Annotated in this window: 24 protein-coding genes; 7 read left to right on the top strand and 17 right to left on the bottom strand. The window is 47.2% G+C overall.

The genetic code is table 11. From position 1 onward, the window contains the following. Window positions 1-33 precede the first annotated feature (33 nt). On the bottom strand, window positions 34-927 hold the full coding sequence (locus tag VIM72_RS19825) for a hydroxypyruvate isomerase family protein (protein WP_332004559.1): 894 nt from the start codon (window positions 925-927) through the stop codon (window positions 34-36). Window positions 928-1141: 214 nt separating this feature from the next. Here VIM72_RS19825 and VIM72_RS19820 point away from each other — a divergent pair, with 214 nt between their 5' ends. After that, on the top strand, window positions 1142-1423 hold the full coding sequence (locus VIM72_RS19820) for a hypothetical protein (RefSeq protein ID WP_332004558.1): 282 nt from the start codon (window positions 1142-1144) through the stop codon (window positions 1421-1423). Window positions 1424-1498: 75 nt separating this feature from the next. Here VIM72_RS19820 and VIM72_RS19815 read toward each other — a convergent pair whose 3' ends face one another. Continuing rightward, window positions 1499-4360 (bottom strand): TonB-dependent receptor domain-containing protein, encoded by a 2862-nt coding sequence (locus VIM72_RS19815; RefSeq protein WP_332004557.1) that lies wholly within the window; start codon window positions 4358-4360, stop codon window positions 1499-1501. Window positions 4361-4402: 42 nt separating this feature from the next. Beyond that, window positions 4403-5191: a hypothetical protein gene (locus VIM72_RS19810; RefSeq protein WP_332004555.1), complete on the bottom strand. Its 789-nt coding sequence runs from the start codon at window positions 5189-5191 to the stop codon at window positions 4403-4405. A gap of 193 nt (window positions 5192-5384) precedes the next feature. Between VIM72_RS19810 and VIM72_RS19805 the strand changes: the two genes are divergently transcribed. Continuing rightward, window positions 5385-6815 (top strand): HAMP domain-containing sensor histidine kinase, encoded by a 1431-nt coding sequence (locus VIM72_RS19805; protein WP_332004554.1) that lies wholly within the window; start codon window positions 5385-5387, stop codon window positions 6813-6815. Window positions 6816-6833: 18 nt separating this feature from the next. After that, window positions 6834-7520 carry a response regulator transcription factor gene (locus tag VIM72_RS19800; protein WP_332004553.1) on the top strand — a complete coding sequence of 229 codons (687 nt, stop codon included), beginning with the start codon at window positions 6834-6836 and terminating at the stop codon, window positions 7518-7520. On the opposite strand, the gene VIM72_RS19795 is transcribed toward VIM72_RS19800, so the two are convergent. Then, window positions 7517-8353 (bottom strand): sensor histidine kinase, encoded by an 837-nt coding sequence (locus tag VIM72_RS19795; protein ID WP_332004552.1) that lies wholly within the window; start codon window positions 8351-8353, stop codon window positions 7517-7519. The two genes, VIM72_RS19800 and VIM72_RS19795, sit on opposite strands and share 4 nt — an antisense overlap. Before the next feature lie 102 nt (window positions 8354-8455). Here VIM72_RS19795 and pheS point away from each other — a divergent pair, with 102 nt between their 5' ends. The 3 genes from pheS (at window position 8456) to VIM72_RS19780 (ending at window position 11485) form a co-directional block, all read left to right on the top strand. Then, complete coding sequence (gene pheS, locus VIM72_RS19790) at window positions 8456-9484, top strand: phenylalanine--tRNA ligase subunit alpha (protein ID WP_332004551.1); 1029 nt, start codon at window positions 8456-8458, stop codon at window positions 9482-9484. A 93-nt stretch (window positions 9485-9577) separates the two neighbouring features. Next, window positions 9578-10429: a 3-hydroxyacyl-CoA dehydrogenase NAD-binding domain-containing protein gene (locus VIM72_RS19785; RefSeq protein WP_332004550.1), complete on the top strand. Its 852-nt coding sequence runs from the start codon at window positions 9578-9580 to the stop codon at window positions 10427-10429. 51 nt (window positions 10430-10480) lie between these two features. Next, window positions 10481-11485 (top strand): NAD-dependent epimerase/dehydratase family protein, encoded by a 1005-nt coding sequence (locus VIM72_RS19780; protein WP_332004549.1) that lies wholly within the window; start codon window positions 10481-10483, stop codon window positions 11483-11485. 199 nt (window positions 11486-11684) lie between these two features. On the opposite strand, the gene VIM72_RS19775 is transcribed toward VIM72_RS19780, so the two are convergent. From VIM72_RS19775 to VIM72_RS19715, 13 genes are all read right to left on the bottom strand, one after another. After that, a complete protein-coding gene (locus VIM72_RS19775; protein ID WP_332004548.1) occupies window positions 11685-12356 on the bottom strand; it encodes a hypothetical protein in 672 nt (223 codons plus the stop codon). 59 nt (window positions 12357-12415) lie between these two features. Next, complete coding sequence (locus VIM72_RS19770; protein WP_332004547.1) at window positions 12416-13363, bottom strand: UDP-3-O-(3-hydroxymyristoyl)glucosamine N-acyltransferase; 948 nt, start codon at window positions 13361-13363, stop codon at window positions 12416-12418. A gap of 561 nt (window positions 13364-13924) precedes the next feature. After that, window positions 13925-15283: an oxygen-independent coproporphyrinogen III oxidase gene (gene hemN / locus VIM72_RS19765; RefSeq protein WP_332004546.1), complete on the bottom strand. Its 1359-nt coding sequence runs from the start codon at window positions 15281-15283 to the stop codon at window positions 13925-13927. Next, window positions 15267-15998: a sulfite exporter TauE/SafE family protein gene (locus VIM72_RS19760; protein ID WP_332004545.1), complete on the bottom strand. Its 732-nt coding sequence runs from the start codon at window positions 15996-15998 to the stop codon at window positions 15267-15269. Before VIM72_RS19760 ends, hemN begins: the two co-directional genes overlap by 17 nt. A 42-nt stretch (window positions 15999-16040) precedes the next feature. After that, window positions 16041-16478 (bottom strand): FixH family protein, encoded by a 438-nt coding sequence (locus VIM72_RS19755; protein ID WP_332004544.1) that lies wholly within the window; start codon window positions 16476-16478, stop codon window positions 16041-16043. 38 nt (window positions 16479-16516) lie between these two features. Next, on the bottom strand, window positions 16517-17902 hold the full coding sequence (gene ccoG / locus VIM72_RS19750; protein ID WP_332004543.1) for a cytochrome c oxidase accessory protein CcoG: 1386 nt from the start codon (window positions 17900-17902) through the stop codon (window positions 16517-16519). 10 nt (window positions 17903-17912) lie between these two features. Then, on the bottom strand, window positions 17913-18980 hold the full coding sequence (locus VIM72_RS19745) for a cbb3-type cytochrome c oxidase N-terminal domain-containing protein (RefSeq protein ID WP_332004542.1): 1068 nt from the start codon (window positions 18978-18980) through the stop codon (window positions 17913-17915). Between the two features lie 10 nt (window positions 18981-18990). Next, entirely contained in the window at window positions 18991-19170 is a 180-nt protein-coding gene (locus VIM72_RS19740; RefSeq protein WP_332004541.1) for a CcoQ/FixQ family Cbb3-type cytochrome c oxidase assembly chaperone, read from the bottom strand. Window positions 19171-19181: 11 nt separating this feature from the next. Next, the gene (ccoN, locus tag VIM72_RS19735) at window positions 19182-21326 is read right to left on the bottom strand and encodes a cytochrome-c oxidase, cbb3-type subunit I (protein WP_332004540.1); all 2145 of its coding nucleotides are present in this window, start codon (window positions 21324-21326) and stop codon (window positions 19182-19184) included. A gap of 30 nt (window positions 21327-21356) precedes the next feature. Beyond that, window positions 21357-21515: a cbb3-type cytochrome oxidase assembly protein CcoS gene (gene ccoS / locus VIM72_RS19730; protein WP_332004539.1), complete on the bottom strand. Its 159-nt coding sequence runs from the start codon at window positions 21513-21515 to the stop codon at window positions 21357-21359. Between the two features lie 6 nt (window positions 21516-21521). Next, complete coding sequence (locus tag VIM72_RS19725; protein WP_332004538.1) at window positions 21522-21812, bottom strand: cupin domain-containing protein; 291 nt, start codon at window positions 21810-21812, stop codon at window positions 21522-21524. Window positions 21813-22003: 191 nt separating this feature from the next. Beyond that, window positions 22004-24439: a heavy metal translocating P-type ATPase gene (locus VIM72_RS19720; RefSeq protein ID WP_332004537.1), complete on the bottom strand. Its 2436-nt coding sequence runs from the start codon at window positions 24437-24439 to the stop codon at window positions 22004-22006. A 96-nt stretch (window positions 24440-24535) separates the two neighbouring features. Further along, window positions 24536-25246 carry a Crp/Fnr family transcriptional regulator gene (locus VIM72_RS19715; RefSeq protein WP_332004536.1) on the bottom strand — a complete coding sequence of 237 codons (711 nt, stop codon included), beginning with the start codon at window positions 25244-25246 and terminating at the stop codon, window positions 24536-24538. Window positions 25247-25300: 54 nt separating this feature from the next. On the opposite strand from VIM72_RS19715, the gene VIM72_RS19710 reads away from it, so the two are divergent. Beyond that, window positions 25301-25897, top strand: coding sequence for a pseudouridine synthase (locus VIM72_RS19710; RefSeq protein WP_332004535.1), 597 nt, complete (start codon window positions 25301-25303; stop codon window positions 25895-25897). Window positions 25898-25950: the final 53 nt, after the last annotated feature.

Raw genomic sequence — 25950 nt, 5'->3', positions numbered from 1 at the left:
ACTGGTCCGCGAAAGTAGGATATATTTATGAATTTAAGCGAGATCGCAGATGCCTATGGCCTGGCGGAGCGATGCGATCTGGTCTTTATGAGCCGGAATAAACTCCTGGGCCACATGTCCTTTAAAGCCTGTTTCATAGATCGCTTTCATGATAGCCGGGTAGTACAGCTCCTGGGTTTCATCAATTTCATGACGGCCAGGTACGCCACCGGTATGGTAATGCGCAAAATATTCATGGTACTGGCGGATGTTACTGATTACATCCCCTTCCATGATCTGCATATGGTAAATGTCGTACAGCAGCTTAAAGTTTGGAGAACCCACTGATTTACAGAGCTCTACGCCCCAGGCGGTATGGTCGCACTGGTAGTCGTGGTGGTTTACTTTACTGTTCAGCAGCTCCATTACCAGGGTTACTTTTTTCTTCTCTGCATAGCTAATCACCCGTTGCAGGCCTTTGGTACAGTTTTCAATGCCTTCCTGGTCGCTCATACCCTCCCGGTTACCCGAAAAACAGATCAGGTTAGTGAAACCGGCTTTTGCAGTTTCATCTATATAATGTTTAAAATACTCTTCCAGTTTATCGTGGTGAGCTACTTTATTAAATCCTTTGGTAATTCCCCAATCCGGCCCGTTACTGGCTACCATGGCGGTGATCATGTCATTCTTCTTCAGGATGTCGAAATCCTTCGGATCAACGAGGTCTATGGAGTGAATGCCTATTTGCTTTGCGGCTTTACACAGTTCATCCAGTGGGATATTGTAACACCAGGCGCATACCGAGTGGTTGATTTTACCTTTCAGTTTTCCGTCTACTGCCTGTTCGTGGGCAGATACCCTGTTGGAAAGGGATGATAACGCTGTGGATGCCAATGCCATAGTGGCCACTTTTTTAATCATATCGCGGCGTGAGTTTTCCTGGTGCATAAAAAGGTTTGCTTTTAAAACTGCCATCAATGTAGTCGAAATTATGCGTACTTACAAGTGTGGCGCTCTTTTTTAGAGGCAAAATAACGTGGAAATACGCATTTTATTTTTCCAGTAAAACCAACCGCGCTCATCCCGCGTTAATATTGTAGATTGCAGTTAGTTTCGAATTTGGTAAGTAATTTGTTTATGTATTGAAAAGCGGAGGTTGAATATGGAAAAAAAATATACGCCCAGTTTGTGGATCTGCATCCTGATGGATGTTTTGGGATGCGCCAGTTATGCGGTGCCGGTATTAGGAGATGTAAGCGATTTTATTTGGGCCCCTGTTTCTGCCATCATTTTCTATCGAATGTTTGGCGGCACCATTGGTACTTTTGGTAGTGTTTTTAACTTCATGGAGGAACTGTTCCCGGGAACCGACTTTATTCCCACATTTACCCTCGCCTGGATCCTGAAGCGGGTAAGGGCTCCCAGAAGATCGATGTCTATTTAAATAATTCACTAAAATAACAAGGGCATTATTAACCAGTGTGGATTAATAATGCCCTTGTTTTATAAAACAGTTAACCTAGAATCCTCCTGGCCTCATTCCGCCACGACCGCCTCCCGGCGGGAATCCCATACGGTTGCCCCTTTCACCCCTGCCGGTATTGCCGCCAAACTTGTTCAGGAAATAAGTGAAGCTTACCATGAAGTATTGTTGCAATACATTGCTCTGCACATCCTGGATATAGTTGTCTGCTACGGTACGGGATACACTGATATACTGTCTTAGCAGATCAAAACCCTGCACCTTGATCATCCCCTGTTTTTTAGGAAATACATACTTGGAAACGTTAGCATTCCACATAGTAGAGGTAAGGTTATACCCTGCCTGCCTGCCGCGGTTCATGGTACAGGTGATATCGCTGCCTATCATAAAACCCAGTGGCAGATTGACGTTGAAATCAGTATTGATGTTGTAATCCAGGTAGCGGGTATCGCTTGCACCGGCGCTTGCCTGTGAGTAATTAGTAGCGTTGTAGTTGATACTGCCCCCCAGTGAAATATCAAAAAGTTCCTTGTACATGTAGCTCACATTGGCAGATTGCGACAGCTGAAATGTATTGGTGCTGCTGTTTCTTCCATTGCTCACAATCACATCCTTACTATAACCTACAGAAGTTCCGGTGTTCAGGTTTTGTCCTGGTGTTTTAGACAGGGGAATAGAGTTATGCACCATACCGGACACGTTGAAGTTACCGTTTACGTTTACGGGTCTTACGGTTTGTTTACCGGTTTCCGGATCCAGCGTGGTGGCATTGATAATTTTATTTACCGTGTATCCGCCGTTCAACCGGGCAAACAGCCCCCTGAAGGTGATATTGTTAAACGAGTTGAAGTTAACGCTCAGGTTATTGTTGAACGATGGTTTCAGGTCCGGATTACCCAATTGAATATACAATGGGTTACTGTTGTCCGGAACCGGCGCCAGTTGCTGAACAGAGGGTTGCTGGGTGCTTCCGTTATAGTTTACCCGTAACCGTTTGTTCTTTGAAAAAGTATAATTGAAAGATGCCTGCGGCGAGAAGTTAACCGTGTGTTGTGTGATTAAACTGTCTTTCCCGGTGAGGAAGGAATGAGTGTTGTTGTCAAGATTATTGAACAACACATTCAACCCGATGGAGTAATCGTATTTCAGTTTATTGGTGCGGATGGCAAAGCCGGCCTGCTGGTTCAAAGTGCTGTTGGTAAAAGCATTGCTCAGCGAGTCGTTCATGATATTATACTCTCCTTTTCCATCATCATAATCATACGTGTATTTTGTACTGGTGCTGTTATATTTGGTGATGCCATAATTGGCTTCCAGGAAACGATCCCTGCCCAGGGGTTCTGTATAAGTAAGGTTCACGCCCTGGTTGCGGCTGTTGGTATTTATCTGGTTGCGCTGGTTAAAGTTAACAAGGCTATCGGCGGAAACGTAGTTAATACTGGACTTTACGTAATTCTGCTGATCGTTGTCGCTGTTACTGTAATTAAAGTTAATGCTCAGCGTGCGGCCAGGTTTTCTGAACCGTTTGCGGAACAGCAGGGAGCCGCCATAGTTTTCATTATGGCCCTGCCCATCGTTATAGGTAAGTCCCCTGTTTAGTGTATCCTTACTGGTATTCAGCGACAGGTTTTCTGTAACGCTGTAGCTGTTGCCGTTTGTAAGGGAGTACGTGGGGGAAAAAATCAATGAATGAAGGGAGTCGATCGTATATTCCACCCTGGCAGAAAAGCGGTTGTTGCTGTTGTCTGTTTGTGAAGTGGAATTGGTGTTATCGTAGTTGGTGGTGGCGTTGCCTTCTTTGTCGGTGCTGAAAGTTTGCTTCGCCGTTTTTTGTTCTATATTGTTTTTGGTATCATTAAAAAAGTAGCTGCCGTTAACGATCAGGTTTTTGCTGAAGTCCTGGTTGAAGTTGAGGCCGGTATTCCAGTTACGTGTGATGCCGGTGTTATTGCCTCCGCCCAGGGCCATCTGCATGCCACGTCCGCCGCCTCGGCCCCCGCCTCTTCCGCCACCGGCAGAACTAAAGCTCATGGCATCTTGTTGGGTATAGCCCATATTGTTCACGTTATTGCCCCCGCCGAGCAGCGACATTTGCTGGTTTTCCCTGAAGCGGTTTAAGCTGAGGGATACGCCGTAGCGGTCGTCGGTGCCATAGCCGGCGGTAGCGCGACCAAACAATCCTTTCTTTTTATCTTTTTTAATAGTGATGTTGATGGTTTTTTCTGTTTGTCCGTCGTCGATCTGTGTGAACTGTGCCTGGTCTGATTTACGGTCTATCAGCTGTACTTTATCGATAATATTAGCCGGAAGGTTTTTGGTAGCGAGCTTGGGGTCGTTGCCAAAAAAGGGTTTACCATCTACCAGTACCCTGGTAACGGTTTCACCCTGTGCGGTAATGGCGCCGTCTTTATCTACCGTAACACCCGGAAGTTTCTTCAGAAGGTCTTCCACTACTGCATTTTCACGGGTTTTAAAAGCATCTGCATTAAATTCAAGGGTATCTTTTTTTACTACAATGGGGGGCTTTTCATCCAGTATTTCCACGGCGTTCAGGTTTACTCCTTTGAGCACCATCGGGATGTTGCCGAGTGATAGTTCCTTATGATCCTGGTTAATCTGCAATGATCTGTTGATGGGTTTGTACCCCAGGAAGCTTACATACAGCCGGTATGCGCCGTCGGCCACATTGGTCAGTTCGAAGTTGCCTTTGTTGTCGGTCATGGTGGTGGTGGCAACGCTGGAGTCTTTTGCATTCAGCAGCACTACCGTAGCAGCGGGCATGGGATCCCTGGAGGTGGAGTCAGTCAGTTGGCCTTTAATCTTTCCTTGTTGAGCCTGGGCTTGCACATGTATAATGCCCAAACCCAGTATCAGCAAGAGTTGTATAAGTTTCTTCATAATTGAAATTAACAGGAAAGGGGAAGTTAGGATGAAATTTATTTATTGTTGTTGCCGCTTACGTAATTTCTCCATTTCCTGTCTCCTTATTTCCCTCATTTGTTCCTGGCTCACTTTTTCGGCACCGGCAGGCAGGGCAAGATCCGTATCTGTTATAGCTTTCAGGCTAACGCTTTTGGCGGTGAAAGCGCGTCTGCTGCCTTCGGCAGAAAGCACTACGGCGTTACTGTCGGGCAATAATCCGTTCACCGGCGAGAAGCTGAATGGCAGTTCGGTGGTATACCAAACGGTGTAGGTATCGTCTTTCAGCTGTATGGTGGCCTTTTTGCAGGTATATCCGGCTATCTTTTTTGTTTTGTCGGATGATTTGTTACTAGCGGTAAAGATGTAGTCTTCTTCCGTGTAATAAGTTTTCTTATCATCACCGAAGGTGCTGAACACCTGCTCATATTTTTTATTGGCAAGATCTATATACTGTGCGTTAAAGCCTCCGCCGCGGCCCATTCCCATTCCCATGCCGCCGGGGCGGGGTCCGCGTGGGGCAGAGGTATCTCCTCCCGGGCGTTGTCTTCTGCCGCCAAAACCGGCGCCTTCCGGTCGTTCTGTGGTGAGCTTGCCAATGTTGTTGTTAAAAGTAAATACCTGTTTAAAGGTGATAACATCCGGGATTTCGGGTGCATCATCGCCGCCCCGCTGGAAACCGCGCATACGCTCGGGATCTGTTTTAGCGGTTACTTCATACTCTATAACACCTGATTGTTGCGCAAATGCCGGGGTGGTGGCGGATAGCAGCGTAGCTGCTGCAATGAATAAACGGATAGTTCGGTGCATACCAGATTGATTTTATAATACAAAAGTGGATCTTCGCTTTCATTTTTTCGGTTAAAAACCTTTATTTACTGTTATTTACTGTTAAGGGCTGTCTGTAAGCGTTAATCTTCCTTATTTACTGTTAATTACTGTTAAGGGATTGTCTTGTTTTCCCCGTGGAATGGATAGTTTTGTAAGGATCTTAAAATCTTTCATGCGACAAAGAATCAGAAATATTCTCATCCTCATGTCTGTCTGTATCCTGGGCATATTTCTGTTCCAGGGATACTGGCTGTATAATTCTTACAAATTAAGGGAGGAGCAGTTTAATAAAGAGATCAATGAATCGCTCCGGATGGCGGTATTCAACAAGCAGTTTTCTGATGTACGCCGCTATATCCGTTATTTTGGCAAAGATAAAGACTCGCTGAAGCTGCCTATGCGCGGGCTGGCCAACCAGCTGGAAGAAATCGGCATGCCCAGGGGCCGCCACTTTAAGAACCAGCGCTACCCGGGCCCCCCTCCTACAGAAGCTGCCCAGGGCGACTCTCCCAGCACGGTATATGTAGACACGCTGGCCAGGCAGATCTCTGAATTCCTCATTACCAGCAACTTACATAATGATAGTACCAATCTTAAAAAACTGGATTCTGTATTCAAAGTAGAATTAGCCAACCGGCAAATTGCCACGCCTTATAAACTGGATACCTTCCATTTGAACTACAGCGGTTTTGAGAGAGAAACATTCAGGGACAGTATCCGTCGCAGGGAGCCCAGGCAAACGGCCAAGATTCCTTTTAATCCTGCCAGTAACCTGTTTGTGCAGGCCAGCTTCGATTCCCCCCTGCAATTTATTTTACAGAAGATGATCTGGACCCTGCTCAGCTCACTGGTGTTACTGGTACTTACTACCCTCAGTTTTATATACATGCTCAGAACCATCCTGAAGCAGAAAAAGCTGTCGGAAGTAAAAAATGATTTTATCAACAATATGACGCATGAGCTGAAAACGCCCATAGCTACGGTGTCTGCAGCGGTGGAGGCACTACAGAACTTCAATGCACTGAACGATCAGCGTAAAACACAAACCTATCTCGACATCTCCAAGAACGAGCTGCAGCGCCTGTCTGACCTCGTGGAAAAAGTATTGCATATTGCTGCGGAAGAAAAGGAGGATATAGAGCTGTTCCGTGAAGAAACAGACCTGAATGAAGTAATTGACAATATACTTTCCAATCACCAGCTGAAAGCCGGGAAACAGCTCCAGGTGCGCTATGATAATAACCTGGCAGGTAAAACGGTGCACGTGGATAAAACCCACCTGGCCAATGCGGTGAACAACCTGGTGGATAATGCCATTAAATATTCGGGAGAACACGTACAATTATACCTGCAAACCAGCCTGGAGAACGGTATCTTAAAGATCAGGGTGAAAGATAATGGCATTGGTATCCCGAGGGTATACCAGGGTAGTATCTTTGATAAATTTTTCAGGGTACCTACCGGCAACCTGCATAATGTAAAAGGATTTGGCCTGGGATTAAGTTATGTGCAGAAAATAGTGGCGATGCATGGCGGCTCCATCCATGTGCAGAGTGAGCCTGACAAAGGCAGCGAATTTACTATTATCATCCCTTCTGCTTAACCATAATAAAAGAGATTTATGCCCAAAGTATTATTGATAGAAGATGAGGTACAGCTCGGACAAATCGTGAAAGACAGCCTTGAAATGCGGGGGTTCGAAATGTTGTATGCAGCCGATGGTAAAGAGGGGCTGCGCATGTACCAGCAGGATCGCCCCGATGTGGTAGTGCTGGATATCATGATGCCCAATATGGATGGCTTTTCTGTAACTGCAGAAATCCGTAAGCAGGATAAATTCACTCCTATCATTTTCCTGACCGCCAAGTCGCAAACAGCCGATGTGGTGAAAGGGTTTGAGCTGGGGGGGAATGATTACCTGAAAAAGCCTTTCAGCATGGATGAGCTGATTGTGCGCATCACAGCGTTGCTGAAACGTTTTGGCGATAACCCAGGCGCCCGCGAAATGGAAGAAGGCGCAGTAACCATTGGCCAGTATATTTTTAACTATACCAAACAAACCCTTGCCAGGAATAATTCCATCGAGTTCCTGTCGCACCGCGAGGCGGCAATTTTACGCCGTTTGTACGATAACAAGAACGAAGTGATGGAACGCAAAGCTGTGCTGCTGGATCTTTGGGGAGATGATAACTTTTTTAATGCCCGCAGTATGGACGTATTTATTACGAAGCTCCGCCGGTACCTGAAAGATGATTCCCGTGTACAAATTGTAAACATCCGGGGGGTGGGATATAAACTGATCTTTTAGTGGTTCATTGCCGGGTCGGATTCGAAGGTGATGCATACCCGGGTTCCTTCCACCGTATTTTCTGCTCCGGGCCTGTCGGAGATTTCAATATTGAATTGTTTATGGTACATATCGCGGTAAAGAGTGGCCCTTTCCATGCATATTTCCATGCCCCTGGAGTGGTGGTTACCGCTTTTCAGCCCATCATGATGATATTGCAGGGCTTGTACCCTCCCGATACCGTTATCTGTTATTTCGCAGGTATACAGGTTAGGTCCCTGCTGTATCCACTGCACCTGTAGCTGCCGGTTTTTATCTTTATGCATCAGGCCATGCCAGATGGCATTTTCCACAAAAGGCTGTACCAGCATACAGGGTACATACAGCTGTGTGGCGGCGATGCGGGGATCGGTAAAGAGCGTATATTCAAACCCGTTATTGGTGCGTAATTGCTCCAGTTTCAGGTAAAGTTCCAGCATATCTGTTTCTTCCTGTAACGGAATAAAATTCTTATCTGCCAGCATGAGCACTTTTCTCAGCAGGCCGGCAAACCGGGCGATGTATTCCTGTGCCAGCGCGGTTTCTCCCATCATAAGCGTGGTATAGATACCGTTGAGGCAATTGAACTGGAAATGAGGATTTACCTGGGATTTCAGATTTACCAGCTTAAGCTCCGTCAGTTGCCGGCTTAAAAAAAGGGTTGCTTCTTCCTGTTGGTGGTTGTTCCGGATCAAAGCTTCGCTGCTGCCTTTGAGAAAAAGGTAACGGGAACGGTAATGCAGGGAGAGGAGAAAAAGAATGACAATGCCGGCTGCAGCCAGTAACAGCATAACAGTGTTTAGAGTGACAGGCATAACCCCCTTGATTTGCTCACGAAAATATACGTCATTTCCGGCAAAAAAGGAGCAGGGGGGAAACCTCGCCAGTTTACGCCTAAACGCTTATCTTTGTTGTTTATGGAACAGTTAGTACAGCAAATAGCAGCCTACAAAGAAGAAATAGCGGCTTTTACGCCTGCCGGCGCAGCGGATCTGGAACAGTACCGCATAAAATTCCTGGGTACAAAAGGTATTGTGAAGGCTCTTTTCGGGGAGATGAAACAGGTACCGAACGACCGTAAGAAAGAATTTGGCCAGATATTAAACGAATTTAAGCAACTCGCAGAGGCCCGCTATGAGCAGTTCAGTGATCTGAAAGAAGCTGATGGCGCCGATACCGGCGATATAGATTATACTTTACCGGCGGCTCCTCACCGCTTAGGCACCAGGCACCCTATCAGCCTGGTAAGGAATAAGATCATCCGCATTTTTGAGCGGCTGGGCTTTACCATTGCCGAAGGCCCGGAAATAGAGGACGACTGGCACAACTTCACCGCATTGAACCTGCCGGAAAACCACCCGGCCCGTGATATGCAGGATACTTTCTTTATCAGCAAAAACCCCGACTGGCTGCTGCGTACCCAAACTTCCTCCGCCCAGGTAAGGGTAATGGAGGAAGGCAAACTGCCTATCCGCATTATCAGCCCGGGAAGGGTATACCGTAATGAAACTATTTCCGCCCGTGCGCATTGCTTCTTCCACCAGGTAGAAGGATTGTATATAGACGAAAATGTTTCTTTCGCAGATCTCAAACAAACACTGTATCACTTTGTACAGGAAATGTTTGGGGAAAACACCGGTATCCGTTTCCGTCCTTCTTATTTCCCATTCACGGAACCAAGCGCAGAAATGGATATTGTATGCTTTATTTGCGGTGGTACCGGTTGTAACGTATGCAAACAAACCGGCTGGGTGGAAATACTCGGTTGCGGAATGGTGCATCCGAAAGTACTGGCCAACTGTGGAATTGACCCTGAGAAATATTCCGGCTTTGCTTTCGGGATGGGAATTGAACGCATCACTATGCTGAAATACCAGATCAAAGACCTGCGCCTGTTCTCTGAAAATGATACCCGTTTCCTGGAACAGTTTGAAGGAGCAGTATAAATATTATTATTACCGGGCCTATTTGGTTTTCATATAAATGCAGCGGATTTTTTCGCTGCATTTATATGAAAACCGGATGAAAAACCTCAAAAAGTGATTCAAACTATTGCCGTATGCGGCGCTGGCACTATGGGTGCCGGGATAGCACAGATTGCAGCCTATAGCGGATTTACTACTTTGTTGTTTGATATTCGGCAGGATGGTCTTGACAAGGCCGGCGCACAGATTGAGAGGAGCCTGTCGGCAGCCGTGGAGAAAGGTAAGCTAACCCCTGCAGATAAAGCCGGTGTACTGCAGCGGCTTCGCTTTACCACCAGTATCAACGACTGTATAGCCGATGTGATCATAGAGGCTATCGTGGAAAGAATAACCGCCAAAACCGCACTCTTCAACCAGCTGGCAGCCATCAATTCCGCTGAAACCATTTTTGCCTCCAATACTTCTTCCCTGTCTGTTTCTGAAATTGCTTCCGCCATCAGTGTTCACCCGTCGAGGGTGGTAGGCATGCACTTCTTTAATCCTGCACACCTGATGAAGCTGGTAGAGGTAGTAAGCGGAAAAGAAACAGCCCCCGAAGTGGCCGAAGCTATTTATGAGCTGGCGCAGAAAATGGGGAAAGTGCCGGTAAGGGTAAAAGACGCTCCCGGCTTTATTGTGAACAGGGTGGCCCGGCATTATTACCTGGAAGCTATGCATATTGCAGAACAGGGGCTGGCAGACTTCAGCACCATTGACCAGCTCCTGGAAGCAGCGGGGTTTAAAATGGGCCCGTTTGCATTAATGGACCTTATAGGTAATGATATTAACCTGGCAGTAACACAATCCCTGTACGATGCCTTTGATCATGCGCCCCGTTTTAAACCGAATGCACTGCAGGAACAAAGAGTGAAGGAAGGAAAGTTGGGACGTAAAACAGGATTGGGTTTTTACAGGTACGAACAATAACAGGTTTTAGTTATTTTTGAGCCTTCTTCAGAAAAAAGAATTTTAGTCTTCATGATTTTAGTAACCGGCGGTACAGGTTTTTTGGGTAGTCATTTAATAAGGGCATTGGTTGCTGCAGGGAAACCTGTGAGAGCATTGTACCGTAAACAACCTTCTCCCCGGTTACAGGATATTTCAGATAAAATAGAATGGGTGCCGGGAGATATCCTGGATGTGTGCGCCCTGGAAGATGCCATGCAGGGTGTAACACAGGTATATCACTGTGCTGCCGTGGTTTCTTTTCAGGCAGCAGACAAAGACCGGCTCCTGAAAATTAACGTGGAAGGCACCGCCAATGTAGTGAACATGGCATTGGATGCAGGCGTTAAAAAGCTATTGTATGTAAGCTCTGTAGCCGCTATCGGAAGGGCAAAGCCAGGTGCGGCTGTAAATGAGGAATGCGAGTGGGAAGACAGTAAAAATAATTCCCGTTACAGCGTCAGCAAATTCCAGGGAGAGATGGAAGTATGGAGAGGTATTGCGGAAGGGCTTGAAGCGGTAGTGGTTAATCCATCCATTATCCTGGGGGCGGGATTCTGGGACGATGGTTCCGGCTCCCTGCTCAAAAACGCCTGGAAGGAATTCCCTTTTTATACGCAGGGTGTAAATGGGTTTGTAGATGTAGAAGACGTGGTAACAGCCATGATCCGGCTGATGGACAGCAACATTAATGAGCAACGGTTCATCCTGTCGGCCGCCAACTGGAGCTACCTGCAATTATTTACCACAATGGCACAGGCGCTGGGTAAAAAGCCGCCCCATATTGCCGCAAAGCCATGGATGGCAGAAGTGGTGTGGCGGCTTGAAAAAGTGAAAGGGTTGCTCACCGGGAAGCCTCCGCTGATCACCAGGGAAACCGCCCATACTGCACAGCTTAAGGTATACTACGAAAACAATAAGATCCTGGCGGCCTTACCGGGGTTCCGGTTCCGGCCACTGGAGGAAACCATCCGTAATATTTCAGCTGCTTATCTCCGCGAGCGCGGAACGCGGAGTTTGTCTGACTCAGGATTATGATGATTACGCTGATTACCCTGATTTATTTATATATTTTTTAGAATAGTTAAGGGAGATAAAAGCGAATATATCCGCTTTTATCTCCCTTAATTATTATTATTCAAATATTCAAATTCCCTAAATAAAATCAGGGTAATCAGCGTAATCATCATAATCCTGAGTCAGACAAAATCCGCGTCAGACAAAATCCGCGTGGTACTCAAAAAAGGAAGGCAGCTATTGCTGCAGATAATGTTTTGCCTATTTCAGAAGGCACTTCCCTGCTCATCCATACCCTGGGCTTTTCACCGGGGATCACTGCCGCCACGGGTTGCCCGCGGTACTGAAATTCGTAGCACACGTTTTCATACGAATTTACTTTGCCATACCGGTTATTGGCGGTAATGCGTATATCTGTATCCGTAGATCTCAGCACTCCTGCCGGTTTGTTTTCATTCAGCTCCAGGTAATGAGGGCTCTTAACAATCATTTCCCAGCGTTTTAAAGGCTCATTCCTGGTGCCGTTGATCAATACATAGCGCAGCTCCGTGCCGCCGGGTAACCCGCTTAAATAAGCCGGCAAATCACGGTTCGAGAATACAATGGCGGTAGTATTCATGGTTTGTATCAACAGGTGCTCCTCATTGCCGTTCAGATAAAAATTAAAGGCGTTTTTAGGGTCTTTAATGAAGGTGGCTTCCGCTACCCCGTTTTTACGGGAAGTAGTGGAATAAAGGCCAAAAGAAATGGTTTTGGCAGTAAGCCAGCCGTCTTTCACCTTTACCGGCCATTCCTGGTCGCTGGTGTATAAGGATGATTTGGCAATGGTGGGTTTGGTAGTGGAACAACTCCAGAACAACAGGGGGAGTAATGCGGTAAGCAGATATTTCATGAAGCGGGTAATTTGACTATTGAAACACCGGGGCTGTTAGTGCGCCCCGGTGTTAATGACTATCTGGTTTCTGTCAGTTTTGACCATATTTCGGGGATACGTTTTATCCAGGCAAGTTCTTTCTTTTTCTCCCTGGCTTCTTCTGCCGGGTAACCAAAGTACACCTTGCCACCTTCCAGAGAAGAAGGCACGCCGCTTTGTGCAAGTACAACGGCGCCTTTGCCGATGGTAAGATCTTTATTCACACCTACCTGGCCCCAGAGGATTACATTGTCTTCGATTTTAGCTTTACCGGCAACACCTACCTGTGCAGCAATAAGGCAGTTCCTGCCTATCACGGTACCATGACCTACATGGATCATGTTATCCAGCTTGGTGCCCCTGCCTATGATAGTATCGCCACTTACACCTTTGTCGATAGTACAGCCGGCTCCCAGTTCCACATCGCTTTCAATAATCACTCTTCCGCAACTCTCCAGCTTGTCGTACATCACTTCCCGGTCAGCTCTTTTCTTAAAGTAAAAAGCATCTGCGCCAAGCACTGTGCCTGCATGAATAATTACATTGTCGCCAATTTCACAGTAGTCGTAAATAGTAACGTTGGGATGAATGAGGCAGTTCCGGCCAATGCGCACATGATTGCCAATGAACACGTTGGGCTGAACAATGGTGCCCTCTCCTATTACCGCACTGTCGCTGATGGCTTTGGTTGCCGGCTCAAATGGCCTGAATCTTTTAACCAGTTTTACATACGCACTGAACGGGTCGTCCAGTACCAGAATTGCCTTGCCTTCAGGACAGGGTACCTTTTTGTTAATGATAATGATGGTTGCTGCCGATTGCAGACTGGCGTTGTAATATTTTTCAAAGTCAACAAACGAAATATCTCCCGGTGTAACCTTATGTATTTCATTGATGCCTGTGGCCATCAGCTGACTATTGCCAACCAGCTCTGCGCCTATATATGCTGCTATTTCCGTTACTGCAACAGGTGCTTCGAACTTCATATACTCTGAATTATTGAATGATGTTTAAGAAGCAACAAAGGTAGTAAATCGAGGATTGCAACAATCAAAATATGAAGGCATGATAACCGGGATTTGAAACTTTCAATCTGCTGTTATCCACAATTATTTTAGTAGTGTGAATAAAATTTTTTGTAAATTTTTTCTTTTGTGATGAAATTCTTTTTAATATTGTGTAGGGAATTTTGTTTCCCTGTACTTACTAACCCATTCACATAACAAGAAAGTCTGATTGTTCCAACGGTCAGACTTTTTTTATTGCCTTTGAAACCCGCATGAATAAAGCGTTACAGCAGATTGCATTTTCATCTTACTAAAATTCACATTGCTCTGATCCTCTTTTTTATACCCATTTCCCGGTAAATGCATAAACCGGTGAACATCGTCATTTTTTCAAATTTTGGGTTTTCCTACCCCAAAAGCGGGGAAATTGTCTTATCCGGGATGATGATGATTATACTGATTTGAGTTTTTATTTGCTTTTGCATTTAACCGGTCATTAAAAATGTGATCATCATCCTGAATAAGACAAAATTAAAGGCTTTATATAGCGGTGCTAAATAATTGTGAATGTGGTACTTGTCGCCATAGCCTTGCATCAAACGCCATACAGATGTTACGGATAAACGGTCTTCCTTCAGGTGTTACCAACACCTTCTGAGGCAGTACCTGTACCAGGCCATCCTTCTCAGGTTCCTGTAATCGCTGCAGCCCTTCAGTCACCGCATCGCATTGTGTATCTGCTTTGCTCCAGGTAGTTTCAAACCTGCACATCAGCTCATGAATATGCTTACGCAGCAATCCGTCTTCTTCATTCAGGATATGGCCCCGCACAACCGGAAACCGGCCATTGTTCACCAGCTCCTGGTACTTATCCACCTTCTTCTCATTCTGGGCATAAGCATACCAGCTGTCGCCAATGGAAGATGCGCCCAAACCAACCAGCAATGAGGTATGGGATGCCGTGTATCCCATGAAGTTGCGGTGCAACCTGCCTTGCAGGAAAGCATTGTGCAAGGCCTCTCCCGGCAGTGCAAAATGATCCATACCAATCTCTGTATAACCATTGCTGTCGAACAGTAATTTGCCCAGCTCATACAGCTGTCTTTTCTCTTCATCCCTGGGAAGATCCGCTTCTGTATAGCGTCGCTGACCAGTTCCTTTTATCCAGGGAACATGTGCATAACTGTAAAAAGAGATCCTGTCGGGGCGTAACCGGACAACTTTATCAATAGTGCCCTGCATACTCTTCAGCGTTTGCAACGGCAGCCCATAAATAAGATCGAAATTAATGGAGGTAAAGCCGATCTTCCTGGCGTTCTCTACTACAGAAGCCACCATTCCGAAAGGTTGCAAACGGTTAATGATTTCCTGTACCCGCATATCAAAGTCCTGTATGCCCAAACTGATCCTCCGGAAGCCCAGGTTATATAATTGTTGCAGATGCTCCGGCGTGGTATTGCCCGGATGACCTTCAAAGCTCAGGCTGGCATCGGGCAGCAGTTCGGCTGTTTGATAAATCCCGTTCAGCAACATCGCTAAATTTGCCGCACTGAAAAAGGTGGGCGTACCTCCGCCAAGATGTATTTCCCGGATACGCGGCCGCCCGCCGAAAGCATCGGTATACAGCCGCCACTCTTTCAGCAACGTTTCAATGTAAGGTACCTCTACCCCATGGTTAACAGTAATGTGCTTATTGCAACCACAGTAAGTACACATGCTTTCACAGAAAGGCAGGTGAATGTATAAACTGATCCCGTCTTTACTGTTCGATTCCAGGAAGGAACGTTTCAGCAACGTTTCCCATTTTTCAGGATGAAAACTCTGCTCGTCCCAATATGGAACAGTAGGATAACTGGTGTACCGCGGTGCGGCTACGTTATATTTACTGATGAGGCTCATGTTGATTGGATGGTTTATGACAACAATTTTCAACTACATGTTCATTGCCGGAGGTGAGCACAGGACTGATGTAAGGAATGCCCAGGTTCAGGCCACGGAGAATCAGCAACACCCCCATGATGCTGACCGCTACCGGTATCATACTGCGTATCCGGTTGCGCACCGGTAAGCTAACCAGGTAACTGAAGTAAGTAACACCGGCCATAGCAGGTAAAGTGCCAGCGCCAAAGGCTGCCATGAACAACATCCCTTTCAGTACATCGCCGGAGGCAATGGCGCCCGCAATACCAAGGTACACCAGCCCGCATGGAAGAAGCCCGTTCAGGAAGCCAATGGCATATAAAGTGCTGAAACGCTGTTCACTTAACAGGCGGCCCAGAAGGGATTTTATTCCGGAAGTAAAAACACCGGGAAGATGTCTGCCTTTTGTTAATCTTACACCCGCACTTTTCAGGATCACCAGCAACAGGAGTAAACTACCGGTAATAATCGATAACCACTGCTGTAACCCGCCCAGATATAACTGCCTGCCCAGCCAGCCAAAAAACAATCCAAGGATGGCATAGGCGCTGATGCGGCCGGCATTGTATAACCCGATGCCCGCCAGTTTCCCGGCGCCCGTAAGATGCTGTACAGGCAACGTTAACGCAATAGGGCCGCACATGCCTATACAGTGAAAGCTGCCCATAAAACCCAGTATGAAAGAGGCAATCATAATGCGTATATCTTTTGTAATTTTTTAAATAACTAACCAGGCTCAGTTAATATTTACCAATTGCTCCTGGTAGTAAGGCAAATTATTCATGGTCCATGCTACTTTCACTTTATATTGTCCGCGGATAAATAATCCCTTGCTGATAAACTGTTGCCCCTGCGGGTCCGGCTGAAGAGGAATCAATACATCTTTGCCGGAATCAGATGGCCGGTAAAAAGTGAGCTTACCGGTAATGGGCTGGTTCCGCAGCTCAGGCGGAAAAGAGATCAGCACCCCGGCATCTTCCTGCGATATATTTACCGGGGCCGACAGCCTGCCGGCATTTTCTTTTCCATCAATTACCTGTTGGTATTTCAGTTCTTCACTGTAGTAGTCAGGCGTTACCATATCAATCCGGGTACGCATGCTTTTGGTGACCAGCGTTAAAATACCGGTTGCAAACACAATGAATACTATGATGATCTTATGTCCCCAGTTCATGGTAATATTTTTTTAAGATGATATAATGACTTAGCCTTTTATTGCACCGGTCCTAAAAACGTGGTGCGTATACGCATGATCCTTTCTTCTTTTTCATAAACACCGATGTATATAGCAGATTTACGCTGATGCACGGAGGCTTTGGGCAACACGATAAAGAAAGTACCTTCTCCCTGTCCTTCCGCTTTTACATGGATCACTGCGTTGCCGATCATGGAAACCTCCCCGCTTTCATCTTCCAGTTTCAACTCTACCGGAATATCCCTGCCGGTTTTATTCAGGAGTTTTATACGGTACAGGTTTGATAAACTATCTGCCCCTCTTTCCTGGTATAGCATACCGGCGGTGCGCATAATAGTGCCGCTTACCGGTTTCCGGCTTCCCAGCATAAAGCTGATAGCGCTTAGTAATACTGTCAGCACAGCAGCATATACTTTAAGACGGGGGGTAAAACGTAGCTTTTGTTTGCTGGCGATACCGTTTTCAGAAGCGTAGCGGATCAGCCCTTTCGGCCGGCCGGTTTGCTCCATCATGAAGTTGCACGCATCAATACAGGCGGTGCAGTTCACACATTCCAGCTGGGTGCCGTTCCGTATATCTATCCCGGTAGGGCATACCTTCACGCACTGCATGCAATCAATACAATCGCCCTGCGCCCGGGACTCATTTTTGCGGAATTTGCCGCGGGGCTCTCCTCTCACGTAATCGTAGGCCACCAGGATAGAGTTCCTGTCGAGCAACACGCCCTGTAAGCGGCCATAAGGGCATACAATCGTACAGATCTGCTCCCGCATAAAGGCAAACACGCCATAGAATACCCCTGAAAACACCATGATGGCAATAAAGCCACCGGCATGCGCTGATAATGGCTCGGTGATGATTTTTCCCAGTGTTTTGGCGCCGATTATATAAGCGAGAAAGATGTTCGCGATAAGAAAAGACAGGGCATAAAAGGCAAGGTGCTTGCCTGTTTTCCGGATAATCTTGTTGGTGTTCCAGGGCGATTGCTCTAACATTTTCTGCGCAGCGGCATCTCCCTCTATCCAGTATTCCAGGCGGCGGAACAGCATCTCCATAAAAATGGTTTGTGGGCACATCCATCCGCAGAAAAGCCTTCCAAAAGCCATGGTAAACACTACTATAAACAGGATGAAGGCCAGCATGGCCAGGCCGAAAATGAAGAAGTCCTGCGGCCAGAAAATAGCGCCAAAAAGGATAAATTTCCCTTCCACCACATTCAGCATAAACAAAGGCCTGCCATTTATGGAAATAAACGGCAGGCTGAAGAAAACACTAAAATACAGGAGGCTCACCCAGCTACGGATATTATACCAACGGCCTTTAGGCTGCCTGGCGTATATCCAGTTGCGTTTGCCCTGCCCGTCAACGGTGGCTATTGTATCTCTGAATGTGCTGTTGCTCATAACCGGTGCTTTATTCTTTCTGTCCCTGTGGTTCTTTGGCATTCGGCGGATTGGTGCCGTGTAAAGTTTTGATATAGCAGGCCACCTGCGCCAGTTGTTTAGGTGAAAAATCATCCTGCCAGGATTTCATCCCTTTATCGGCTACGCCGTACTTGATTGTTTTGAATACTTCATTGAGCTTACCGCCATGCAGCCAGTAATCGTCGGTAAGATTAGGGCCTACTACTCCCTGTCCCTGCGGGCCATGACAAGGTGCGCAGTTGGAAATGAATATCTTCTGGCCTGCGGCGATATCGGCCGGGTCGGTAAGCATGGTTACATTGTTTTCATCGATGTTATTGGCTGCTTTTTTCAGGTATTCCTGTCTGGCAATCGCGGCCTTCTCTTCAGCTGCAGCCAGTTCTTCCAGCTGGCTGGGCGCAGAGTGCGAAATTTCAGTGCGCCAGAAATACACCACACCAAAGCAAACGGTGAATATATACCCCCATTTCCACCACGGAGGCGTAGGATTATTAAGCTCACGGATACCGTCGAAGTTATGCCCCATGTCTTCTTCGGCTTCTGCTGTGGCGTTTACCGTTTTGGTTTTATTGATCTTTTCGAACCAGGATACTTTGGGCTTATCCGGAGCAGGGACTTTTGCCGGTTTGCGTTTTCTTTTGATGCCCACCAGGTAGCGTAGCAGGAATAAAAGGCTGATGATTACTGCCAGTTCCAGCACAATAACCGATACCAGCAGGTAGAAAGAGGTTTGCGACAGCTTTGAAACAACAGGGCTGGCTGCGGCAGAGGCGTCTTGTGCAATGGCGCTGTTGCCAATGAGTGTCAGCGCGACAATCCCCCCGGTTACCAGCATTTTGCCGGCATCTTTTTTCATCTTCTCCCGGAAAATATCCATGGCGCCCAGTACCGCGTTGGCCAGTATACCAATGGCCAGTAATAGCGCTCCTGCTACTACCAGCAGAGTGATCGCCACGGGGTCCGATAGCTCCGAAGGCCCCTTGGCGCCGTTATCAGCAAAAGCGGGGATACTACATAATAAACTGCCGGTTAATAACTGTATAAACTGCTTATTCATGATGTTGCTTTTATTGGGGATTTGTATCGTCATTTTCTAATGGAATACGGCTGATATGATCCACCATTTTTTTATCAGCTTTGAGCGCCCATAGCGAAGCCGCCACAAAAAAAGTGGTAAACAACAGCAGCGATGCCATCGGGTAAACACTGATGCCGGCGATAGATTCCAGGTAGTTAATGAACTTCATGATATTGGATTTTAGAATTCAGCTTTATCTGCTACCGGCGCTGGTTGGGAGGCCGACTTAATATCTTTCCCCATCCTTTGCAGGTAGGCGATTAACGCGATAATTTCACGATCTGCTTTAATAGGCAGCTTATCCTTTTGCAGGGATGCTGCAATTTGTTGCGCCTGTTTTTCAAGGTCAGTATAGGCCTGTTGTTCATAACCGGTGGCATACGGAACGCCCAGTTTCCGCATTACGTTGATCATAGCAGGCGTTTTGCTTTTATCTACCCGCTCTTCAAATAACCATGGATAAGCGGGCATAATAGAGCCCGGCGACATAGAAGTAGGATCCAGCATATGGTTGAAGTGCCAGGAATCAGGGTACTTGCCGCCGATCCGCGCCAGGTCAGGGCCGGTACGCTTGGAGCCCCATTGGAAAGGATGGTCGTATACAAACTCACCGGCTTTGGAGTATTCGCCGTACCTGGCTACTTCATCGCGGAAAGGGCGGATCATCTGCGAGTGACAGGTATAACAGCCTTCTCTCAGGTAAATATCCCGGCCATGTAATTCCAGCGGTGTATAGGGCTTTACGCTGCTGATAGTAGGGATGTTGCTGCGGATAAGAAACGTGGGCATCATTTCCAGCAGTCCGCCAATAGCTACTACCACCAAACTGAATACTACCAGCTGTATAGGCCGGCGCTCTATCCAGTTGTGCCAGTGCGCTTTACCATGAGTAACAATTTCTTTAGGCAACGCCGGTGCTTCTGCTGCTTCGTTGGCAACAAACGCGCCCTTCCGGATCGTTTTGGAGAGGTTTACCACCATGAGCACCAGGCCGCTGATGTATAGTATGCCCCCCAGTGCGCGTAACGCATACATAGGCACTATGGTGGTGACTGTTTCCAGGAACTGGTATTTCAGTTGTCCTTCCTCCGTAAACTGTTTCCACATCATGCTTTGTGTAAAGGCTGCCCAGTAAAGGGGAATTACATAAAAGATGATGCCCAGTGTGCCGATCCAGAAGTGGGTGTTGGCCCATTTGCGGGAATAGAGCTGTGTGCCGAAGATGCGGGGGATCATCCAGTAGAGGATACCAAACGTAAGGAAGCCATTCCAGCCAAGTGCGCCTACGTGCACATGTGCAATGGTCCAGTCGGTATAGTGACTGATAGCATTCACATTTTTCAGCGATAGCATCGGTCCCTCGAAAGTAGCCATACCATAACAGGTAAGCGCTACCACAAAAAATTTCAGGATGGCATCTTCCCGCACGCGGTCCCATGCGCCGCGAAGGGTAAGCAGGCCGTTGAGCATACCTCCCCAGGAAGGGGCAATGAGCATAATGCTGAAGGCTGTTCCCAGCGATTGTGCCCATTCAGGCAAAGCAGTGTACAGCAGGTGATGCGGGCCGGCCCAGATATAAATAAAGATCAGCGACCAAAAGTGGATGATGGACCAGCGATAGGAATACACCGGCCTGTTGGCGGCCTTTGGTACAAAGTAGTACATCAGTCCGAGGTAAGGCGTGGTAAGAAAAAATGCGACCGCATTATGCCCGTACCACCACTGTACCAGCGCATCCTGTACGCCCGCATACCAGCTGTAACTTTTGAACAGGGATAAAGGGAATTCAAAGGAGTTAATAATATGCAGCATGGCAATGGCTACCCATGTACCAATGTAAAACCAGATGGCCACGTACAAGTGCGATTCGCGTCTGCGGAGGATTGTGCCCAACATATTAGCACCAAACACCAGCCATACAAGTGTAATGGCAATATCGAAAGGCCATTCCAGTTCCGCATATTCCTTACCGGTAGTATAACCCAGGAACAGCGTGAGCGCGCCTCCTGCAATGATGGCCTGCCATCCCCAGAAATGGAGCTTACTCAGCAGGTCGCTGAACATACGCGCTTTACAAAGTCTTTGCAGCGAATAATATACGCCCATGAAAATACCATTGCCTACAAATGCAAAAATGACGGCGTTGGTATGTACGGGCCTCAGCCGGCCGAATGTAACGGGCGCAAATCCCATGTTAAGCCCGGGAAGCACCAGTTCCAGCGCAGCCCACAACCCGGCCAGCATACCTATCAGCCCCCAGAACATGCAGGCGTAGGCAAACCATTTTACCGTGCGGTTGTCGTAATAAAATTTTTCGAGTGACATAGCGGTATTTGAAGGTGTTGATAAATGCGTTTATTCGTTCACGTTATCTGTCTTATCGTCAAAGAGAATGCGGTGAGCCGGCGAGAAATCATCTTCAAACTGACCGTTTTTTACAGACCAGATAAAGGCGGCGAGAAAGCCCATTGCTACGAGTAAACTAACGCCCAGTAAAATGATGATAACGCTCATGGCTATTTATTTAATGAGAATAAATCTTGCTGTTTCCAGCGCCTGCAGGGCATGTATTTCGTTGGCGCCAAAGGAAAAAACATCACCGGATTCGAGGATGGTCACTTCTTCATTGAGCATAAACGCTACCTTCCCTTCCAGTATAAGGATCATGGCATGAGCCGGCGATGTATGCGGCGGAATCTGGTGCCCCTGCTGCATAATGAGCAGGGTGGCGTCAAAGCGTTTTGTTTTCAGTATAGCACAACTCTTCACTTTTTCATTTCCAGCTACCTGCATTACGTTCATTCCTTTCATGGATGTTGTGTTGTGATGTAATTACCCTGCTTTTGCGGCATGCCTCACCCGTTGCGTGTAAACAGCCTTTTCAGCGGCTGTTTACACGCCCATTTCGCACGGGCTTATTTGAGGTGTTGCTTAGATTTATTGTGTATGCATCGTATGATAGCAAAGGTAAAAGGAGCCTACCGTTACTACAATGACTTTACTCAACCAGGAATATGACTTTTATCATTCAATTGCGCTAACGCTTTACTGTACAGTATTTTGCCCTGCCATTCGCTGCATGCGAAGGTGAGCAGGATAATACTGATAGAGCTGGCAGGCATCAGTATAGCAGCTACCAGCGGTGATAAAATTCCCTGCACGGCAAAGTATAACCCGGTAATATTATATAACAACGACAACACAAAACTGATCAGGATGATCCGTTTGTTCGCTTTGCATAAACGGATGAAAGACAGCAGCAGGGGCAATTGCTGCGCATGTAATATACCATCGCTTGCAGGAGTAAAATTGTTGCTGTCTTCAGTTAATGAAATACCGATATCGCTCTGTTTCAGCGCACCTGCATCATTTAATCCATCGCCGATCATCATTACCTTTTCTCCTTGTTTTTGCAGGGAGATGATATAAGCGAGTTTGTCGGCCGGCTGTTGCTCAAACAGGAGCGTGGCATCACTGCCCATCAGCTGCTGCAACTGACTGATAGTATGGTTATTGTCGCCGGAAAGCACAGACAACGGATACCTGGTTTGCAACTGTTGTATCAGCGGGCGCAAGCCGCTGCGGTAGCTGTTGCGGATCGTAAACAGGCCATAGAGTTTTTCGTTGATGGATACATACACCACGCTTCCTGTTTGTTCATTTTTACGATGGGCGCCTGCGAAATCTGCATTGCCCAGCCGGATAAAATATCCATCCACCCATCCGCATACGCCTTTGCCGGGGAACGACTGGAAATCCTGTGTTTGTTGTGGCAATGGATCGCCGCAATACTGAACTATCGCCCTGCTTAAAGGGTGTGTTGATTGTGCTGCCAGCGCGGCTATTCTTACTTCTTCTGCAGGTGTAAGCGAATTGCCGTAATAAATAACGGAGCTGCCTGTTTTGCCGGTGAGGGTGCCCGTTTTGTCAAATACAATATGTGTAACGCCGGCCATGTTTTCAATGGCTTGTGCATTGCGCAGGTAAAACTTATGCCGGCTCAGGATCCGCAGGATATGGCCGTTGGTAAAAGAGGAGGCCAGGAGCAATGCACAGGGGCAGGCAATGATGAGGATAGCCGTAACCGCCGGCCATATACGGGCGGGCTCATACATCCACCAATAGCAGGCGGTAAGTGTGGCAATCAATAGTACTATCCAGGTAAAATAACGGCTCAGCAAGTGTACAAACGATACCTGTTTTTCTTTCCTGTTTTTTAGCTCATCGCGGTTCCATAAACTGGTCAGGTAGCTTTGCGCTACTTCCTTGATGACCAGTATTTCCAGGTTACCATCCAGCTGCCTTCCACCGGCATAAATAATTTCGCCGATGGCTTTGCTTACAGGAGCACTCTCCCCCGTAACAAAGCTGTAATCTATCAGCGCTTTGCCCCTTACAATAATGCCATCCGCAGGTACCAGTTCATTGTTATGAATGCGGATGGTATCGCCGGATCTAAGCTCTGGCAGCGTGACAGGAACTTCTTTTTCTTCTTTTATAACGCTCACGGCTATAGGAAAATAGGCAGTGTAGTCCCGGTCAAATGTAAGCCCCCGGTAGGTTTTGTCCTGTAGCATCCTTCCAATGAGCATAAAGAAAACAATACCTGTCATAGAATCAAAGTATCCGGGCTCACCGTTGAATACCTCTGAGAGGCTACGTATAAAGGTGACGAAGATGGCGAGCACAATGGGTATGTCTATGTTGAGGAAGCCATGCTTTAAGCCGCTCCAGGCCGGCTTATAAAATGCCTGTGCGCTGTACAGCAGTACCGGTAATGCCAATGCCAGGTTCATATACCTGAACAGTTGGTTAAATGTTGCATCAAGACCGCCCGCGCCGGCGAAGTAGTCGGGGAAACTCAGCAACATAATATTACCGAAGCAAAATCCTGCAACGCCCAGCTTGTATACCAGCTGCCGGTTAACAGCAGGCTTTTTGTGTTGCAGGTCCTGCAGGCTGATATAAGGTTCATACCCGGTGGCCGTCAGAACCTCGGCGATCTTTCTTAAAGAGGTGAGGGTGTGGTTAAAAATGACAAGTATTTCTTTCTTACTGAAATTAACAGTTACCCGCTGTACTCCCTCCTCTAAACGATGCAGGTTTTCCAGCAGCCATAAACAGGAGCTGCAGTGGATCTGCGGTATGTAAAAGGAAATATGTGTTTGAGTGTTGTCTTTGAAAAGATAGAGCTGTTGTGCAATTTTCTCATCGTCAAGAAAAGCAAATTTATCGCTTCGCACTATTACCCGCCGGCTGATGCCCGGTTTATCATTAAGGTTATAATATTCGCAAAGATTGTGCTGGTGCAGTATTTCATATACTGTTTTACATCCGGTACAGCAAAATACCTTATCCTGCAAGGTGATATCGTTAGCAGTACAGTTTTCCCCGCAGTGATAGCAGGCGGTATGAGTATTGGCGGAGTACGCGAGCATGGTGGTTTTTTGAACTGTTACAAAAGTACCGGTAGCTGCAGAGGGGGGCAATGATATGCGTCAAGGGAGAATATGATATTTGTCAGGAACAGGGCATTACTCCTGCAGGTTGGCGGTTCTGATAATCTCGCCCATATCCAGCAGGCGGATCTTTTTACCTTCCAGCTCTATCATACCGTCTTTCTTGAATTCAGAAAGCAGGCGGATGGCGGATTCTGTGGCAGTGCCTACCAGGTTGGCGATCTCTTCGCGGGATAGGCGGACGCTGAGGGTGTGGCCATCTTCCTCAAGGCCGTAGGTTTCCTTGATAAAAAGCAGGGTTTCGGCAAGGCGTTCCCTTACCGGTTTTTGTGCAAGGTGGGTGATTTTCAGCTCTGCTTTGCGCAGTTCGCTGGATAAAATGCGCATCATCTCAAAAGAAAGAGATGCATCTTTCTGCAGAATGTTGAGAAACAGGTCTTTAGGTATAAAGCAGATCGAAGAATCTTCCAGGGCGGTAGCGGTAGCCGTATATCTTTCATTACTTAACAGCGCTTTGTAACCCATGATATCCCCTGCCTTGACCAGGCGTATGATCTGTTCCCGGCCATCGTCTCCGCTGTGCGAGAGTTTTATTTTGCCATCATTCACACAGTATACGCCAAAAGGATAGGCGCCTTCATGGAAGATCACCTGGCCTTTCCTGTATACAGAGCATACTTTGGCTTCTGCAATCTGGTCGAGATTGCATTGCTCTGCCTTGCAGAAAATTGACGAGAAACGATCCTTGCAATGATGGCATGAAGGATTGTGGAACGGTGTAGCCATAATCAATTTGCAAAAGTACTAAATTACGGCTCCTTAACCAAAGCAAAAGCATTCGTGTCGCTTTATTATTATATTATTTATAAGCCATATGAGGTATTAACCCGGTTTACGCCGGAAGGAAATAAGGCCTGCCTGGCAGACTATTTTAAAGTGCCTCCCGATGTATACCCCGTGGGGCGTTTGGACTACGATAGTGAAGGGTTGCTGATCCTTACCAACGATAAAGCGCTGAACCAGCAGTTGCTGTTGCCGCAACATGCCCATGAGCGGGAATACTGGGTACAGGTGGATGGCGCTGTTACGCCGGGAGCAATACAGCAGCTGGAGGCGGGTGTACAGATCAATGTAGATGGTAAGCTATACCGCACCAAAAAGTGCCGGGCAGAAATATTTGATGAAGAGCCGTTGCTGCCTCCGCGTAATCCTCCCATCCGTTTCCGCAAATCTATTCCTGCCCCCTGGATCAAAATGGTATTGCAGGAAGGCAAAAACAGGCAGGTACGCCGTATGACAGCTGCTGTCGGTTTTCCTACGTTGAGGCTTGTCCGTTATCGCATGGAGCATATCACCGTTGCAGGCATGCGGTCGGGCGACATCATGGAAATGGGCCGGGAAGAGATCTACCGGAAATTAAAGCTAAGGGCGCGGTAACTGTTGCATTCCCGGCGTAAAGATATCCTCCCCGTTGGCTGAGGCTCCCGCTT

The sequence above is a fragment of the Chitinophaga sp. genome, from assembly GCF_036569185.1.
Lineage (GTDB): Bacteria > Bacteroidota > Bacteroidia > Chitinophagales > Chitinophagaceae > Chitinophaga.
The sequence above is the reverse complement of the archived record's forward strand: the minus strand, read 5'-3'. Positions and strand labels throughout refer to the sequence as shown.

Excerpts from the sequence above, each read along its gene's own strand:
- VIM72_RS19825 (WP_332004559.1), bottom strand. The coding sequence starts at position 927 with ATGCACCAGGAAAACTCACGCCGCGATATGATTAAAAAAGTGGCCACT.
- VIM72_RS19820 (WP_332004558.1), top strand. The coding sequence starts at position 1,142 with ATGGAAAAAAAATATACGCCCAGTTTGTGGATCTGCATCCTGATGGAT.
- VIM72_RS19815 (WP_332004557.1), bottom strand. The coding sequence starts at position 4,360 with ATGAAGAAACTTATACAACTCTTGCTGATACTGGGTTTGGGCATTATA.
- VIM72_RS19810 (WP_332004555.1), bottom strand. The coding sequence starts at position 5,191 with ATGCACCGAACTATCCGTTTATTCATTGCAGCAGCTACGCTGCTATCC.
- VIM72_RS19805 (WP_332004554.1), top strand. The coding sequence starts at position 5,385 with ATGCGACAAAGAATCAGAAATATTCTCATCCTCATGTCTGTCTGTATC.
- VIM72_RS19800 (WP_332004553.1), top strand. The coding sequence starts at position 6,834 with ATGCCCAAAGTATTATTGATAGAAGATGAGGTACAGCTCGGACAAATC.
- VIM72_RS19795 (WP_332004552.1), bottom strand. The coding sequence starts at position 8,353 with ATGCCTGTCACTCTAAACACTGTTATGCTGTTACTGGCTGCAGCCGGC.
- pheS (WP_332004551.1), top strand. The coding sequence starts at position 8,456 with ATGGAACAGTTAGTACAGCAAATAGCAGCCTACAAAGAAGAAATAGCG.
- VIM72_RS19780 (WP_332004549.1), top strand. The coding sequence starts at position 10,481 with ATGATTTTAGTAACCGGCGGTACAGGTTTTTTGGGTAGTCATTTAATA.
- VIM72_RS19775 (WP_332004548.1), bottom strand. The coding sequence starts at position 12,356 with ATGAAATATCTGCTTACCGCATTACTCCCCCTGTTGTTCTGGAGTTGT.
- VIM72_RS19770 (WP_332004547.1), bottom strand. The coding sequence starts at position 13,363 with ATGAAGTTCGAAGCACCTGTTGCAGTAACGGAAATAGCAGCATATATA.
- hemN (WP_332004546.1), bottom strand. The coding sequence starts at position 15,283 with ATGAGCCTCATCAGTAAATATAACGTAGCCGCACCGCGGTACACCAGT.
- VIM72_RS19760 (WP_332004545.1), bottom strand. The coding sequence starts at position 15,998 with ATGATTGCCTCTTTCATACTGGGTTTTATGGGCAGCTTTCACTGTATA.
- VIM72_RS19755 (WP_332004544.1), bottom strand. The coding sequence starts at position 16,478 with ATGAACTGGGGACATAAGATCATCATAGTATTCATTGTGTTTGCAACC.
- ccoG (WP_332004543.1), bottom strand. The coding sequence starts at position 17,902 with ATGAGCAACAGCACATTCAGAGATACAATAGCCACCGTTGACGGGCAG.
- VIM72_RS19745 (WP_332004542.1), bottom strand. The coding sequence starts at position 18,980 with ATGAATAAGCAGTTTATACAGTTATTAACCGGCAGTTTATTATGTAGT.
- VIM72_RS19740 (WP_332004541.1), bottom strand. The coding sequence starts at position 19,170 with ATGAAGTTCATTAACTACCTGGAATCTATCGCCGGCATCAGTGTTTAC.
- ccoN (WP_332004540.1), bottom strand. The coding sequence starts at position 21,326 with ATGTCACTCGAAAAATTTTATTACGACAACCGCACGGTAAAATGGTTT.
- ccoS (WP_332004539.1), bottom strand. The coding sequence starts at position 21,515 with ATGAGCGTTATCATCATTTTACTGGGCGTTAGTTTACTCGTAGCAATG.
- VIM72_RS19725 (WP_332004538.1), bottom strand. The coding sequence starts at position 21,812 with ATGAAAGGAATGAACGTAATGCAGGTAGCTGGAAATGAAAAAGTGAAG.
- VIM72_RS19720 (WP_332004537.1), bottom strand. The coding sequence starts at position 24,439 with ATGCTCGCGTACTCCGCCAATACTCATACCGCCTGCTATCACTGCGGG.
- VIM72_RS19715 (WP_332004536.1), bottom strand. The coding sequence starts at position 25,246 with ATGGCTACACCGTTCCACAATCCTTCATGCCATCATTGCAAGGATCGT.